Source organism: Succiniclasticum sp. (assembly GCF_056977735.1).
On record NZ_DBMCWA010000004.1, the window covers coordinates 79,853 to 95,012 of the forward strand.

Annotated in this window: 14 protein-coding genes; all 14 read right to left on the reverse strand. The window is 50.3% G+C overall.

The genetic code is table 11. From position 1 onward, the window contains the following. Positions 1-37: 37 nt before the first annotated feature. Positions 38-3,817 (reverse strand): phosphoribosylformylglycinamidine synthase, encoded by a 3,780-nt coding sequence (locus ACZOWY_RS03400; protein ID WP_484392923.1) that lies wholly within the window; start codon positions 3,815-3,817, stop codon positions 38-40. Positions 3,818-3,841: 24 nt separating this feature from the next. Next, entirely contained in the window at positions 3,842-5,032 is a 1,191-nt protein-coding gene (locus ACZOWY_RS03405) for a GNAT family N-acetyltransferase (RefSeq protein WP_484392926.1), read from the reverse strand. Between the two features lie 76 nt (positions 5,033-5,108). Continuing rightward, a complete protein-coding gene (locus ACZOWY_RS03410; protein WP_484392929.1) occupies positions 5,109-6,023 on the reverse strand; it encodes a DUF2156 domain-containing protein in 915 nt (304 codons plus the stop codon). Positions 6,024-6,241: 218 nt separating this feature from the next. Further along, on the reverse strand, positions 6,242-6,535 hold the full coding sequence (locus ACZOWY_RS03415; RefSeq protein ID WP_484392931.1) for a zinc-ribbon domain containing protein: 294 nt from the start codon (positions 6,533-6,535) through the stop codon (positions 6,242-6,244). A 288-nt stretch (positions 6,536-6,823) separates the two neighbouring features. Continuing rightward, a complete protein-coding gene (gene cobC / locus ACZOWY_RS03420; protein ID WP_484392933.1) occupies positions 6,824-7,423 on the reverse strand; it encodes an alpha-ribazole phosphatase in 600 nt (199 codons plus the stop codon). Positions 7,424-7,483: 60 nt separating this feature from the next. After that, on the reverse strand, positions 7,484-8,359 hold the full coding sequence (locus ACZOWY_RS03425) for a nicotinate-nucleotide--dimethylbenzimidazole phosphoribosyltransferase (protein WP_484392936.1): 876 nt from the start codon (positions 8,357-8,359) through the stop codon (positions 7,484-7,486). Positions 8,360-8,438: 79 nt separating this feature from the next. Beyond that, complete coding sequence (locus tag ACZOWY_RS03430) at positions 8,439-9,287, reverse strand: adenosylcobinamide-GDP ribazoletransferase (protein WP_484392937.1); 849 nt, start codon at positions 9,285-9,287, stop codon at positions 8,439-8,441. A gap of 1 nt (position 9,288) precedes the next feature. Next, positions 9,289-10,305: a nicotinate-nucleotide--dimethylbenzimidazole phosphoribosyltransferase gene (gene cobT / locus ACZOWY_RS03435; RefSeq protein ID WP_484392939.1), complete on the reverse strand. Its 1,017-nt coding sequence runs from the start codon at positions 10,303-10,305 to the stop codon at positions 9,289-9,291. Between the two features lie 105 nt (positions 10,306-10,410). After that, the gene (gene cobU, locus ACZOWY_RS03440; RefSeq protein WP_484392942.1) at positions 10,411-10,983 is read right to left on the reverse strand and encodes a bifunctional adenosylcobinamide kinase/adenosylcobinamide-phosphate guanylyltransferase; all 573 of its coding nucleotides are present in this window, start codon (positions 10,981-10,983) and stop codon (positions 10,411-10,413) included. A 273-nt stretch (positions 10,984-11,256) separates the two neighbouring features. After that, positions 11,257-11,787 carry a cob(I)yrinic acid a,c-diamide adenosyltransferase gene (locus tag ACZOWY_RS03445; protein WP_484392943.1) on the reverse strand — a complete coding sequence of 177 codons (531 nt, stop codon included), beginning with the start codon at positions 11,785-11,787 and terminating at the stop codon, positions 11,257-11,259. A gap of 163 nt (positions 11,788-11,950) precedes the next feature. Then, entirely contained in the window at positions 11,951-12,367 is a 417-nt protein-coding gene (ndk, locus tag ACZOWY_RS03450; RefSeq protein ID WP_484392945.1) for a nucleoside-diphosphate kinase, read from the reverse strand. Positions 12,368-12,519: 152 nt separating this feature from the next. Further along, the gene (gene htpX / locus ACZOWY_RS03455) at positions 12,520-13,371 is read right to left on the reverse strand and encodes a zinc metalloprotease HtpX (RefSeq protein ID WP_484392949.1); all 852 of its coding nucleotides are present in this window, start codon (positions 13,369-13,371) and stop codon (positions 12,520-12,522) included. A gap of 52 nt (positions 13,372-13,423) precedes the next feature. Then, positions 13,424-13,858 carry a type II toxin-antitoxin system RatA family toxin gene (locus tag ACZOWY_RS03460; protein WP_484392951.1) on the reverse strand — a complete coding sequence of 145 codons (435 nt, stop codon included), beginning with the start codon at positions 13,856-13,858 and terminating at the stop codon, positions 13,424-13,426. Positions 13,859-13,889: 31 nt separating this feature from the next. Then, entirely contained in the window at positions 13,890-15,131 is a 1,242-nt protein-coding gene (locus tag ACZOWY_RS03465) for an aspartate aminotransferase family protein (protein ID WP_484392953.1), read from the reverse strand. Positions 15,132-15,160: the final 29 nt, after the last annotated feature.

Sequence of the window (15,160 nt, forward strand, 5' to 3'; positions counted from 1 at the left end):
TTTCAGGGAAAATTTAACACAATTCAATTTGTGAACTTTACTTAAAATACCTCACTCCGCTTTCAAAGATATGCTGATCTTTTTCCCCATAAATATTTTGCATCAGACCGGGGATATAACGTTCGCTGTGACCCATCTTGCCAAGGATGCGTCCGTCCGGGCTGGTAATGCCCTCGATGGCGTACAGGGACCCGTTTGGGTTTTCCGGGCTGGCCATGGTGGGTGTGCCCCTCAGATCCACATACTGGGTAGCCACCTGTCCGTTCTGGAACAGTTCCCGGATCGTTTCTTCCGGTGCATAGAACCTGCCTTCCCCATGGGATACCGCAATGGCATGTATGTCTCCCGGCTGTACCAAGTTAAACCAGGGTGATTTGTTGGACGTAATACGTGTATAAACCATCTGGGAAATATGGCGGCCAATGGTATTAAAGGTCAGCGTCGGGGAATTTTCCTCCAGCGGACGGATCTCACCGTAAGGCACCAGACCTAATTTGATCAGCGCCTGGAAACCGTTACAGATACCCAGCATCAGGCCGTCGCGGTTTTGCAGCAGATCGTTGACCGCTTCCGTGATCCGCGGATTCCGGAACATGGTAGCAATGAATTTCCCGCTGCCGTCCGGTTCATCACCGGCGCTGAAACCGCCGGGCAGCATGATGATCTGGGATTCTCTGATCCCCTTTACCATTGCCTGGATGGTTTCTTCGATAGCCTGTGCCGTCAGGTTGCGGATGATAAACACATGGCTTTCCGCACCGGCCAGGTCAAATGCCCTGGCTGTATCATATTCACAGTTCTGCCCCGGGAATACGGGAATAAATACTTTCGGTCTGGCCAGAGTTACCGGCGCCGTCAGAGGCAGGTCCCGTTTGTATAAAGGCTGTGTCAGTAAATCGGCAGGTGTTTCCGATGCCGGCGCTTTGGCCGGGAAGATGGGTTCCAGTGTTTCTGTATAGGCTTTCACCAGTTCTGCATTAGACAGCGTCACATCGTTAATGACCACTTCTGCCTTTTCCGTAACAGTGCCCAACGGCAGATATTCCAGGTCGCCGAACAGGCTTTCCGGGTCCGCATCCCCCGCAATTTCCAGCAGCATACCGCCCGGTTGCAGTGTGAACAGATTTTCCGTATGGGGGAACGGTTTGATAAAGGTAAAGCCCAGGGCGTTGCCCAAGGTCATTTTGGTGATGCCGGCCGCAATGCCGCCTTCCTCAACAGCTGCCGCAGCTTTGATCTTTCCTTCCAAAACCAGCTGGTGGACCTTACGAAGGTTTTTCCGCAGAACGGCAAAGTCCAGCACGTCCCCTTCCAGCAGGGGCGTGGTCAGGAACACGACTTTGTCCCCGGCTGCTTTAAATTCGCTGGAAACGGCTTTGCGCCCGTCGATCACATTGACGGCAAAAGATACCAGCGTGGGCGGAACATGCAGATCCATAAAGCTGCCTGACATACTGTCTTTCCCGCCTACCGCAGGAACTTCCATACTGTTCAGTACCGTATTGGCACCCAGCAGCGCTGCAAAGGGCAGGCCCCAGTCTTCTTTGGCCTTCATGCCCTGGAAATATTCCTGTAAGGTAAGACGGATCGTATCGGGGTCCGCCCCTAACGCCACCGCCTTCACCAGAGACTGGGTCACTGCATACATGGCCCCATGGAACGGGCTCCAGCAGGCAACCTCCGGATTATAACCGTGGGTCATGAGGGATGCTGCGTCAGTGTGTCCGTGCAGCACCGGGATCTGGGCTACCATGCCTTCCGCAGGCGTTAACTGTAACTTTCCGCCAAAGGGCATCTCAACCGTAGCCCTGCCTATGGTGGAGTCGAACCGCTCGCTTAATCCTTTTTCACTGCAGACATTCAGGCGTCCTAAGTTCTTCAGCCAGGCTTCTTTCAGATTTGCGGCTTTTTCCACGACCTCAGGCGTTTTGTCGAAAACAGATTTACCGGTAATATCTTTCACTACCACTTCTGCATGCTGTGCCACGCCGTTAGTGTCCAGGAACCTGCGGGAAATATCAACTATTTTATCGCCGCGCCAGTACATGACAAGACGAGGTTCTTCCGTAACTTCCGCAACAACGGTGGCTTCCAGGTTTTCTTCATCTGCAAATTTTGCAAACTTCTCCCAGTCTTCTTTCCGGATCACAACCGCCATCCGTTCCTGGGATTCGGAGATGGCCAGTTCCGTACCGTCCAGACCGGCATATTTTTTCGTTACTTTATCCAGATTGATCTTCAGTCCGTCTGCCAGCTCTCCGATGGCTACAGAAACACCGCCGGCGCCGAAATCGTTGCAGCGTTTGATCAGGACCGTAACTTCCGGATTGCGGAACAGACGCTGGATCTTCCGTTCGGTGGGCGGATTGCCCTTCTGTACTTCCGCACCGCAGGTAGCCAGGGAATCTACCGTATGTTCTTTGGACGAACCGGTCGCGCCGCCGATACCGTCACGGCCGGTACGACCTCCCAGCAGCACAATGATGTCTCCTGCTGCCGGACGTTCCCGGATGACTGCGCTCCTGGGCGCTGCGCCCATAACTGCGCCGATCTCCATACGCTTGGCTACAAAACGGTCATGATAATACTCCTGTACCTGCCCGGTAGCCAGGCCAATCTGGTTACCGTAGGAAGAATAGCCAGCCGCTGCCCCGATGGTCAGCTTGCGCTGGGGCAGCTTGCCTCCCAGCGTTTTCTCAATGGGTGTACGGGGATCACCGGCCCCGGTGACCCGCATGGCCTGGTACACATAGGCACGGCCCGACAGCGGATCGCGGATCGCGCCGCCCAGACAGGTAGCGGCGCCGCCGAACGGTTCAATCTCCGTGGGATGGTTATGGGTCTCGTTCTTGAACATAACCAGCCAGTCTTCTTTTTTACCGTCAATTTCAACCGGAACGACGATGGAACAGGCATTGATCTCCTCGGAGTCATCGTTGTCCGGGAATTTATTTTCCTTTTTCAGTTTCTTCGTTGCAATGCAGGCCATGTCCATCAGGGTGATGGGACGGTCCGTTTTCTTGCCGTACACCTTGTCGCGGATAGACAGATACTGTTTAAAGGCTTCTTCAATCGGTTTTGTATAATACCCGGGTTCGATCTCTACTTTATCCAGATTCGTCATGAACGTGGTATGGCGGCAGTGATCAGACCAATAGGTATCCAGCACACGGATTTCCGTAATGGTGGGCACGCGTTTTTCTTCTTCTTTAAAGTACTTTTGGATCCACAGCAGGTCTTCCACGCTCATGGCAAGCCCCAGTTCTTTCTGCATGGCAGCGATTTCCGCTTCCGAACGGTCCAAAAAGCCTTCCATCCGTTCCACATCCGCCGGTTCTTCCCAGGTGTCTTCCAGCGTTTCCGGTTTTTCCAGGGCCGCTTCCCGGGCTTCGATGGGATTCACCAGATAATTTTTTACTTTTTCAAATTCCCCATCGGACAGACTGCCTTTTAATACATAGACCTTGGCGGCAGCCACCAGCGGTTTTTCTTTCTGGGTGATCAGCTGGATGCATTGGGCCGCAAAGTCTTCCCGCTGGTCATACTGGCCCGGCAGCAACTCTACTGCAAACATCTTTTCATCAGCTGCAGGAACCAGTTCTTCCATAACCGTATCCACAGGCGGTTCAGATAATACCAGCTGCAGTGCCTGTGCAAACTCTTCCTCCGAAAGACCCATTACATCATAACGCGCCAAAACGCGGACTTTTTCCAGTCCGTCCATCAGCAGGTTGTTCTTCAGATCTGCCAGCAGCCCTTTGGCTTCTACGGCAAATGCGTCTTTCTTTTCAACATAAATTCGTCTGATGTCACTCATGGTTTGGCCTCCGTGTGCTGATAATTAATAATACTCATTAATATAATTAATGCATTTGGGGAATAATAAATCAAGAAAGACCGGCAATTCCGGTAAATAGGACTGCATCCTGATTTTTCCGGCTTCTACCAGCTGGGTAAAGGTGTAGGCGCCAAAGCAAAGCTGGGCAAAAGCACCCATCGGAATCACCGCGTCAGCAGGGCTTTTTCCCTTTTCCAGATACAGGCTTCCCGAATCAACTGTCAGGGTGACGAGGCAGTTATTTTCTTCCAGCAGCTCATCCTGCAGCAACAGAGTTACCTGTCCGTCCGGACAATTTTCCGGTACTTCATACCGTTCCAGCGCCTGTACCGCGTCACAACAGCGCACCATCATAAAAGGTTTTACCCGCCCAGCCAGTTCTGCATCCGGAAAATCAAGATACGTAAGATCGTCTTCCATAGCTTCCCAGTACAGCTTATCCGCCGATGACAGATGCCCTTTGGCGTATTGCAGCAGCGCCCATTTTGCGTCCGGCGTCAGCGCAACCAATTCCTGAACAAAAAATGTTTTATCTTCTGTAATCTGATAGAACATGTAGCCTCTGGGGTCCCCTCCGTGATACACTACTGCCGCCTGAACCTTTTCAAGCTGATGTACGGTCAGCAGCTTCTGCCATTGAAAGTCTGTGCGGATCGGCAGTCCGTTATAGCAGTCCGACAAGGCTGCATATACATCTTCAAACAGTTCGCGCCCGTAAGCGCTGAAATGCCGGATTTGCAGGTTACCGGAAGGGAACGGTACAATAAGCTTTGATAACGGCATTTCATATACATGTTTGCTATAACAAAATGCAAAATCACAGGTCTGATATATTCCTGCATAGACGGGCATCAAAAGAGCAAAAGCACAGCCTTTCTTGCGCAGCTGGCGGAACGCCGACTGCAGCAGTTCCCCCGTCAGATTCTGTCCCCGGTCCGCCGGGTCTGTGGCCACGCCCACAATATACGGAACGCGTTCTTCCTGCCCCCGCAATAAAATACTGTACGGATTCAGGTGCAGCATACTCTGTAAATGCCCGTCCTCTTCGGAGAAACCGCCTAACACAAGATTATGCTGTAAACAATATTCCTGAAAGTACCACTGGAAAAAAGGCTCTTCCTTCTTTTCGAAACAGTAATCCCACAGCGCCATGGCCCGGGGCAGTTCTGTCTCTGTAATAATTCTGCAGTTCATAGATCCCTCAAATCAATGTGATGTATCTGTCTTCCTGTAACGCAACTTATGGAACCACTGCGTAATCCGTGATTCCTTATTTTACTAACAAACTGTACTTCTTCACCATAAACGCAGGGTGTAACGCTTCTTTTGCTTTACGCAGCCCTTCATGGCCCATGTCTTCTTCCCGGTTGATATATTTCATATCCGGCCAGACCTTCTGGGCGCATTCTGTCTGGATCGCTGCATACAGCCCGCGGATATCGGAATTAGCCTTTTCCACGTTTTCGTCGCAGACCTGCCCGTTAATTGCCTTGCCGAAACCGAAAGCCTGGATCTTTCCATTGATGCGGATTGCTCCCCCGCGTAACCCCAGCGCTTCAAAGTTTACAAAGGCTTCCTGCAGGGCACGGATCTCCCAGACGATACTCGGGTCCGTATCCATGCGGGCCTTGCACCACTCTTCCCCGAAATACAGACATTCTGCAAAGTTTTCCGGATTGATCATTTCAAATACATAATCCGGATTTTCCCGCTTAAAGGTATTATAATGATTTTTCTGCCCGTGGTAACGGCGGCCCCGCAAAGTTGCCAGATCTTCCTGCAAATATACGTAGTCCCAGCTGTCACGGCTTTCCCTATATTCCTCTTCACCCTTCAGACAGCTTAAACGTTCCAGAGAACATTCATAAATGCCACGGAATTCGAAGGGCCCGCCTTCTGCTTCTTTGATTTCTCTGGCAAGGAGCGCAAGGTCCGCATCGTTTCCGCCAAACGGCTGCAGATAAAACACTTCATCTTCTAACTGCACCTTGATCAGCAGGAAACCAAACTTTTCCGTCCACCAGGTACGGTAATAATCCCTCCAGATATACAGGTTGGTAAAGGCACATTCTGAGCCGAAATGTTCCGGCTTGCTCAGATACGACTCAAATAAGGATCGATCTTTAACCTCAACTTCTTTAAATTCTAAAATAAATATACCCCTTTCTGAAAAAACATAACACACCGGTTATGCTTTATAACGTCAGGCGGAGCATCCGCCCGGAATTAATTCCTTTCCTGCCATTTTTTCTCAATGATATTCATTATATCATAAATACGTGATAATGCACACAACGCTGTTCAATATCTTTATAAAACAAAAAATAAACCGACTGCCCAATTGAACAGTCGGTTGGGGATACTATGGGTCTCTAAGGGGTGATGTTATAACATTACATCATTTTATTCGTGGTTATGTCCTGCTTTCCGTTTATTGAAGCAATCAAAGCAATAAACCGGGCGGTCTTCAGAAGGATGGAAAGGTACTTCTGTTTCTTTGCCGCATTCAGCGCATACTGCCTTAAACATTTCACGCGGCTGGGTTCCGTTCATACGGGCTTTACGGGCCGCACGACAGGAAGAGCAGCGTTTCGGTTCATTAGCAAAACCTTTTTCTGCGTAAAATTCCTGCTCCGATGCAGAAAAAATGAATTCATTACCACATTCGACGCATTTCAGTGTCTTGTCTTCAAACATAGTTCAGTCACTCCTTTTCTTTGTACCCCATAGGAACAACTATCTTCTTACTGTACCGCTTCATCCTTTTGATGTACTTTGAAAACAAGTGAGAAAACGAAACAATAAACTAAGCCGGCCTTGAGATATCCTAAATTGAAGTATACCAAAAAAAGAAAACTTGTCAATGCTAAATTGCAATATTATTGGTTACAATTTTAGTAAAATTGCATTTTGACATTGTTTTAGCACTTTTTGTTATTATATAAGCAATTTAAGTTCTAAATCTGTCATGCTATTGCCAATTAGTCAATATTTTGTCATGTTTGCATAATCCAGCGTATAGGAACGTCCCCAATAATAGAAGCAGGTAATGGATGCATTACCTACATGCAGGTGCCAGGAACGGTTCAGATCCAGTCCCAGCATGGTGCAGATCAGCACCCGGATGACCCCGCCATGGGCGACAAAGGCCACATCCCCTTCGGGATACTGGTCCAGGATACGCTGTACTTCCGGATAAGCGCGCTTTTGCACCTCCAGCATGCTCTCTCCCTGCGGGATTTTAGTGTTGGCAGGGCTCGCAAAAAAATCCTTCCACTCTTTCGCATACTTCTTTTGGATATCAGCGCTGTTCATATTTTCCCAGATGCCGAAACTCATCTCCCGCAGTGCATCTGTTTCCTGCGGTTCGATTCCTTTAGCCTTACCAATGATTTCCGCGGTAACACTTGCGCGTTTCAGGCTGCTGGTATAAATAGCCTGCAGTGGAATATCCCTGAAGAATTCCGCTGCTTTTTCTGCCTGTTCAATCCCGTTCTGGTTCAGCGGAATATCTGTCTGTCCCTGAAAACGCATGGCATTGTTGTAATCGGTTTCCCCATGACGGATCAGATAAAGTTTTGCCATAATTCTCCCCCTTTCGCTGCTCTGGACAGCAGCGCATTCTTTCTCCCTTTGCAGATTCTGTCAGTTATTTCTTCTGCCTTGTTTATTCTTATCTTCCTGAACTTTGAACGAATAATCTTCTTTCTCATTATGTACGCCGGCTTCTTCAAAGGTTTCCATTTCCGTGTAGGCTTTGATACCTGCGTCGAACAACCGGAGACAGGTCAGCGCCCCGATACCTTCCCCATTGTTCAGGGACAGGCGTAACGGCGCCTGCAGCTGCAGTTTTTCCAACAAACCCGCACTGCCCGGTTCGGCCGATTCATCCCCTGCAAAACAGTATTGCAGTACACAGGGATTAAACCGGGCTGCGGCAAAGGCAGCCAGACAGCTGGCCACGCCATCCAGCATCACAGGGATGCGCATGCCTGCTGCCTGCAATATGGATCCGGTCATTGCAGATACCGGATGGCATTGCAGCCTCTCAAGCAAGGCAAGACCGTCTTCTTCTTCCAGCAGGTCCTGCCAGTCCGGCCTTAACTCTTTTTCACAGGTTCCCAGGCAGATAAGGCCTGCCTTTTCTTCAGCAATATACTCCCCCGTCAGCATCGCCCCTTCTTCCAAAAGGTCATACGCGGTTTCGCCGATTACCAGAAGCGGGATGACCCTGGCATTTACATGGGACGCAAAAACAGAAACCGCTTTCTTCTTCAGCATTGCGGCTTCGATTTCCGCTGTGTGCTTCATCTCGCCCCACAGTAAAAGGAGGCGCGTCTCCGGAATCACTACCAGCTTCTTATCCGAAGAGCCGACGATGCCCGCATAGCGCGTGGTCATGCTTTCCAGCTGTGCCAGTGAGCCTACCGGTTTAATCAGGTTGTCAAACCGTTTCTGCGCTGCATCTATTATTTCCCTGCTCAAGGGTTGAATTTTCGTAACGAGTTCTTCAATATGCATTCCTGTTTCCTCTGTTAAATAATATCCCATATGCCGGATCATTTCATCCAACGTTTCAAGATTATATGATTTTCAACAGTTATCGTAAAAAGCAATAGGTTAAAAACAGTACGATCACGTTGCCGCATTCTGTCAGGAAGCCGAACGTATCTCCGGTCAGACCGCCCAGGTTCCATTTCAGATAAAACGCAAGGGCGATACAGGGAATACAGCTGATCACAGCCAGTTTGCACCACACCGGTCCCAAAAAGAAGAGCATCCCCGCTGCAAAAGCCACAGCCAGCAACAGATAGACCGGGCTGCCGCCGGTTTTAAACATTTCCCCCAGACCGCCGGGCCGGGCATTGGGGAACCTCAGGATATAGATAACCATCAGTGTCCGGGTAATAATGTACATGGATGCCAGTAAAGGTCCCAGATCGGCAGGCTTGAAAGAGCCGAACAAAGTGACCTTGGCCAGTATCAGTATGATGGCGCCGATTACCGCATTGGCTCCCACATGGCTGTCCTGCATGATCTCCAGTTTCCGTTCCCGGGTCCTTCCGCTGAAGAGACCGTCTGCGGTATCCATAAACCCGTCATACATCAGAGTACCGATAAAGAAAAGTTCAGCCATTACCAGGAACAGCCCCATCACATTACCGGAAAAACCGGCCAGCATACCGATCCGTGCAGCGCCCCACATCAGCGCTCCCATTATTCCCCCAACCAGCGGAAAATAAGGCACTGAACGGGCAAAATCATCAGGGAACCATACATCCCGCTTGGTCATCCGTATCCTTGTTAAAAATTCCAGGCAGGTAAAAAAATCACGCAGGTAACGGAAGGGCCCGGTGGACCGTTCGGGCAGACGGATATTCAACCGGTTCCAGAAACCGGTTTCCTCTTCTACTTCGGTTCCTTTTGTCTTCAGATCTTCTTCAGCCATTTCAGTCTCCCGTCAGTTCCCGGTAGGTATCCAACGCCGCGCGTAAAATACTGATGGCCAGCGAGGCACCGGTTCCTTCACCCAGGCGCATGCCCGCATGCACAATAGGCTTAAGCTGCAGCACTTCCAGCATCTTCTTTGCACTCAGATCAGAAGAAAGATGGGAACACAGCAAATACTTCGCACAATGCGGATCGATCCCATAGGCAATTAACGCGGCGGCCGTCGCATTCACACCGTCCACCATGGTCGGTACATGCCGCGCCGCGCCTGCCAGTATCATGCCGGCCAGACCTGCATGATCGTAACCGCCGACCTTGCACAGTACGTCCATCCCGTCTCCGGCCTTCGGTTTATTTACTTCCAGGCCTCTGCGAACAACCTCTGTTTTGATTTTCATACGTTCGTCATTGATTCCGCTGCCCCGTCCGGTAGTCAGTTCAGGTGATAATCCCAAAAATCCGGCGGCGATCGCAGCGGTAGAAGTGGTATTGGCAATGCCCATCTCCCCGGTCTCCAGCAGATTGCAGCCGCCGTCTATCATTTCATCGGCAATACGCATGCCGGTTTCCAGGGCTGCAACAGCCTGATCGTAACGCATGGCAGGACCCTGGGTAAAATCGTCCGTGCCCCAGGCAACCTTACACTGCCGCACATGGGAAAAAGCGTGCAGGTCAAAATTTGTGCCTACGTCTACAACGATTATTTCGGCACCGGCATGACGAGCCATTACATTAGCGCCGGCGGTTCCCCTGCCGTAGCCGTTGATCATCTGCAGGGTCACTTCCTGCGGGAAAGCACTGACTCCGTATTTACAGATACCGTGATCGCCGCACATCAGCAGCATGACCGGACGCAGGCCCCGGATGCCACGGCCGTCCGTCATCATCAGATAATCCGCCGTCAGACCAGGCAAAATCCCGAAATCTTCTCCGGGCAACAACACGGATTCCCAGTTTTTCAGTACTTCTTTCCGGATGTTTTCATTTGGCAGCTCAATATATAAATCTTCTAACATCGAAGCACTCCATTTCATATCTGTGTAATCTGAACACTCACACGGGCATGGCACAACATTGTGACTTCCCCATACCTTTTGCCTGCGAAACCTTTACTAAACCGGTCAGTCAAACCGGAACGCAAGGCGTTTGATATCTACAGCCTGCCCCGCTACCACATAAAAGACCTGGTCGGCAGCTTCCCCGATCTGCTGGTTCACCCAGCCGGAAATATCCCTGTATTCCCTGGCCATGGCATTATCAGGCACAATGCCGTTACCCACTTCATTGGAAACAAAAACCACGGTCCTGCCGCATGCCCTTGCCGCGTCCAGCAATGCCTGTATCTGTTTCCGGATCACGGCTGCCTTTTCCAACGTGGTACCCTGCGGCGCATTTTTCCCATACAACATATTGCTCAGATAAATTGTAATATCATCAAACAGTATAGCGTCTGTACGCTGTGCCGCTTCCGGAAAGACCTGTTCTGCCTGATACGGGGCTTCAAAGGTGATCCACCGTTTTTCCCGGCGGGCCCGGTGCAGTTTTACCCGTTCCGCCATTTCATCATCCAGTATTTCCGCTGTAGCTACATAACCGCAAAGATTACCGGCATGCAGCACATATTTTTCTGCAAATTCACTTTTCCCGCTGCGGGCGCCGCCCAGCACCAGGACCAGTTTGTTGTCCGAATTCAAAGTATACTGACCTCCTGTGTCTATACGCCGTAGCATCTGTTTGCCTTCCTGATTTATCTGAAACCATATTTAAGGAGACACCGCATGAGTCGCTTCTGATAACATCTACTATAAAATAATTCTGTAAATTAAACTTAACTATTTTATTATACCATAGAAAAAGCCTCCTGACTATGTGTCAGGAGACTTGAAGTTAAATTTGTACAAACCACAGCCTGAATGAAGATTAAATGTAACAGGCAGTCATGCTGAAAAAGTTATTTCGCAGCCGGATCATTTTCCTTCTTCCACGCCCACTTCCGTTTCCACGCGGGCTAAAATGAAGCAAAGGTCCGACAGGCGGTTCACGCAGATCAGAAGCTGCGGATTTACCGGCTCCGTTTCGTTCAGGCGCAGCAGCTGGCGTTCCGCACGACGGGTAGTAGTACGGGCAATATCCAGCGCACCGGCACCGGGCGTATCTCCCGGGATAATGAAATGGCTCAGGGGTTGGAGCATAGAATCAAACTTGTCTATGGTGCTTTCAAACAGTTTTACATGCTCTTCCGTTATATACGGCTGGGGCAGGTTCAGGCTTGCTACGTCCGCCATCATGGACATCAGCAGCTTCTGCACATTAAAGATCGCTTCTTTTACGTCCTCCCGTTTTACCAGGGAGCGGGCCAGGCCCAGTGCGGACGTAATCTCATCCAGGTTGCCGTAGGATTCCACGCGGGTAGAACACTTGGACACACGTTCGCCGGTGTACAGACCGGTGGTTCCCTTATCCCCTGTACGGGTATAGACTGCAGCTTTTTTCGACATACTTCATAACCTCCTTACAATAAATGCTTGTACCGTCCAGACGGTACGCGGACATGATTTCTGCCATTTCCCAAATGGAACCGAAAAACATATCCCCGCAGGTTCAATGAGAGTACGGGGAAAAAAGGCCCAGACAAAATATTGCCTGAGCCCGTTGATCTGATTAATAAATTTCTTCGGGTTTGAAGAAGTTTTTGATTTCCCGTTCTGCTGCTTCCGGGCTGTCGCTGCCATGGATTACGTTTTCTCCTTTATCCAGCGCAAAATCGCCGCGGATGGATCCGGGGGTGGATTCGATGGGATCGGTTACGCCCATCATGGTACGGATGGCTTTAATGGCATTGGGACCTTCTACAACCATGGCAACCAGCGGGCCTCCGGTGATGAAAGCTTCCAGTTCCGGGAAGAACGGTTTGTCAACGTGTTCCGCATAATGATATTTTGCCTGATCTTTAGTCATAACCAGCATCTTCAGCGCGCAAATCTTTAAGCCGCGGCGTTCAAAGCGGGCAATAATTTCACCGATTAAATGTTTGCGTACTCCGTCGGGTTTTACCAGTACTAATGATTTCTGATCCATGTTTTTCTCTCCTTTAAATAAAATTAAATAGTATTACTATTAAAATCTATCAGGCCGGAAAATATAATCCGGTATGAAGCATCCTAAATCTCTTTCTGCAAAGGGACGCGTTACGTAAGCCCATCTGCAACAGGAAAACAGCACAGCCAGAACTATTTTTCCAGTTTGCCCTGCCGTCTCATCTCTTCGGCCTGCTGGCGCAGCAGCCGTACCCGTTCTTCCGTAGAAGGATGGGTGCTGAACAGCTTCTGCATATCCCTGGTGCTGAACGGGCACATGATAAACATATGTGCCGTAGCTTCCGTGGCATTTTGCATGGTCCGGCGGGTTGAATAGGTGGAAATCTTCTCCAGCGCATCCGCCAGATAATTCGGGTTGCCGCACAAAGCGCCGCCGCCCTCGTCTGCTTTATATTCGCGGCTGCGGGAAACTGCCATCTGGATCAGCGCTGCCGCAATAGGCGCCAGAATCAGCAGCAACACAGAAGCAATCGGATTATTGTTTTCCCTGTCACGGCTGCCGCCAAACCATAAAGCGAACCGGGATATCGTAGTAATGACACCGGCCAGACTGGCTGCTACGGTACTGATCAGGATATCCCTGTTCTTGACATGGGTCATTTCATGACCCAGCACGCCTTCGATTTCTTTCGGGGAAAGGTAATTCATCAGTGCCGTGGTCACCGCTACGGCAGCGTGTTCCGGGTTACGGCCGGTAGCAAAAGCATTCGGTACCTGGTCATCAATAATATATACCTTGGGCATAGGCAGGTTGGCCCGCTGTGCCAGCCGTTTAACGATACCGTACAAAGCCGGCGCGGTATTCTCGTCTACCTGATGGGCCTTATATTGGGCCAGCACCATTTTATCACTGTTCCAATAGGCAAAAAAGTTCATGCCCAATGAAAAAATCAGCATGACCACCATACCCTCACGGCCGCCTGCAAAGTCGCCCACCATGACCAGTAGCAGGGTAAGCAATGTCATTAAAAAAGCTGTCTTCATAATTACAAACACACTCCTTATAATTATCTAAATAATTATAACAGACTTTGTCCTATTTTTCAATTTCTCCTTTAATGGCCCGCAGCATGTCCTCGCTGTTTTCCCTGACCTTGCGGATCAGGATGGGGTTCAGCAGGCCGGCGATCATGGGGATCCCAAATTCAAAATCCACAGCCAGAGACACATTGACGCCCTCTTCGGTGTCTGCCAGTTCCCAGGCGCCTTCCATCTTTTTCAAATCCCCGGCAGTCTGTTTATACGTGATCTTAAACGTTTCCGGATAAAAGTCATCCCGTTCGGTCCAGATGATCTTCCGCCCGTCCACGTTGGAAACCCAATGGGAAATATCATAATTATCTCCCTTTTCCAGTACCTCCACACTGACAAGGTTTTTCATAAATTTCGGATAGGATGCCATATCCTGAATCACGTCAAAAATTTTCTGTTTTTCACCTTTGATTACTATTTCAGATTTTACAAACGGCATACAACCACTCCCCGTTTACCCTAGTACTTTCTTATAAATCATCAATCACATCTGCGACCTGCCGGATACAGCTCCGCAACACTTCCAGCACATGATCCACAACGGATTTTGGCATGATGAGCGGCGGTTCGATACGGATCACCTTTGGATTATTTAATGTATAAGCCACAATGATATGCTGGTCGATCATCAGCGCCATCAGCATGCCGCCGGCTCCTTCTTTCGTCAGGTCCATACCGATCATCATGCCACGTCCGCGAACCTCTTTGATCACCTGGGGGAATTCTCTGGCAATCGCTTCTATTCCCTGTTTAAAATAAGCTCCTGTATACGCGCTGCGCTGCAGCAGATTTTCTTCCTCAATTACCTGCAGGGTCGCCACACCGGCTGCGCAGGCCATCTGTCCGCCGCCGAAGGTTGATGTATGCAGGAACGGCGCCTCAATCAACCCTTTCCAGGCAGCTTCCGTACCGATAACGGAACCGATGGGCATGATACCTCCGCCCAGTGCTTTGGCTACAGCCATCAGATCCGGCCTGGCCCCGTCATGTTCCACGCCGAACCAGGTTCCGGTGCGGCCGATGCCGGTCTGTACCTCGTCTGCGATCAGCAACGCGCCTTTCCTGTGGGCGATTTCTTCCGCCTGCTTCATGTATCCGTCTGCCGGCACGTTGATGCCGCCTTCTCCCTGCACCGGTTCCAGGATCACAGCTGCCGTCTCTTCGTCCACAGCCGCTTCCAGGGCAGACACATCATTGAAAGGGACATGGGTAAACCCTTCCAGCAGCGGTTTGAAGGGATCGCGGTACAGATCCCGCCCCGTTGCCGTCAGTGAGCCGAAGGTCTTGCCATGGAACGCGTTATGGGCAGCTACAAACTTTTTGCGGCCTGTTGCCAGCCGGGCCACCTTCAGGCAGCCTTCCACCGCTTCTGTTCCGCTGTTGCAGAAAAAATTGTACTGCAGATCACCGGGGGTGATCTCCGCCAGTTTTTCCGCCAGCAGGGCAGCCGGTTCATTAAACAGCACCTTGCCGCACATTGGCATATTGTGCAGTTCCCGTTCCACGGCCTCTACAACTTTCGGATGTTTATGTCCTACCGCAAACATGCCAAAACCGCCCAGGCAGTCAATAAACTCCGTGCCTTCCGTATCGGTGATGGTCCATCCTTCCGCGCGCGCCTCCACGCTGGAAAGTCCCATAAAGCGGAATAACCGCGTTGAGGAAGGATTGATGTATCGTTCGTATTTCTGCATAACTTCTTCCGGATTCATCAGTAAACCTCCAAGCAGACAGAACAGGT

What these genes read in the sequence shown, in the direction of transcription:
- ACZOWY_RS03400 (WP_484392923.1), bottom strand. Translation starts at nt 3,817, where the DNA reads ATGAGTGACATCAGACGAATTTATGTTGAAAAGAAAGACGCATTTGCC.
- ACZOWY_RS03405 (WP_484392926.1), bottom strand. Translation starts at nt 5,032, where the DNA reads ATGAACTGCAGAATTATTACAGAGACAGAACTGCCCCGGGCCATGGCG.
- ACZOWY_RS03415 (WP_484392931.1), bottom strand. Translation starts at nt 6,535, where the DNA reads ATGTTTGAAGACAAGACACTGAAATGCGTCGAATGTGGTAATGAATTC.
- cobC (WP_484392933.1), bottom strand. Translation starts at nt 7,423, where the DNA reads ATGGCAAAACTTTATCTGATCCGTCATGGGGAAACCGATTACAACAAT.
- ACZOWY_RS03425 (WP_484392936.1), bottom strand. Translation starts at nt 8,359, where the DNA reads ATGCATATTGAAGAACTCGTTACGAAAATTCAACCCTTGAGCAGGGAA.
- ACZOWY_RS03430 (WP_484392937.1), bottom strand. Translation starts at nt 9,287, where the DNA reads ATGGCTGAAGAAGATCTGAAGACAAAAGGAACCGAAGTAGAAGAGGAA.
- cobT (WP_484392939.1), bottom strand. Translation starts at nt 10,305, where the DNA reads ATGTTAGAAGATTTATATATTGAGCTGCCAAATGAAAACATCCGGAAA.
- ACZOWY_RS03445 (WP_484392943.1), bottom strand. Translation starts at nt 11,787, where the DNA reads ATGTCGAAAAAAGCTGCAGTCTATACCCGTACAGGGGATAAGGGAACC.
- ndk (WP_484392945.1), bottom strand. Translation starts at nt 12,367, where the DNA reads ATGGATCAGAAATCATTAGTACTGGTAAAACCCGACGGAGTACGCAAA.
- htpX (WP_484392949.1), bottom strand. Translation starts at nt 13,371, where the DNA reads ATGAAGACAGCTTTTTTAATGACATTGCTTACCCTGCTACTGGTCATG.
- ACZOWY_RS03460 (WP_484392951.1), bottom strand. Translation starts at nt 13,858, where the DNA reads ATGCCGTTTGTAAAATCTGAAATAGTAATCAAAGGTGAAAAACAGAAA.
- ACZOWY_RS03465 (WP_484392953.1), bottom strand. Translation starts at nt 15,131, where the DNA reads ATGAATCCGGAAGAAGTTATGCAGAAATACGAACGATACATCAATCCT.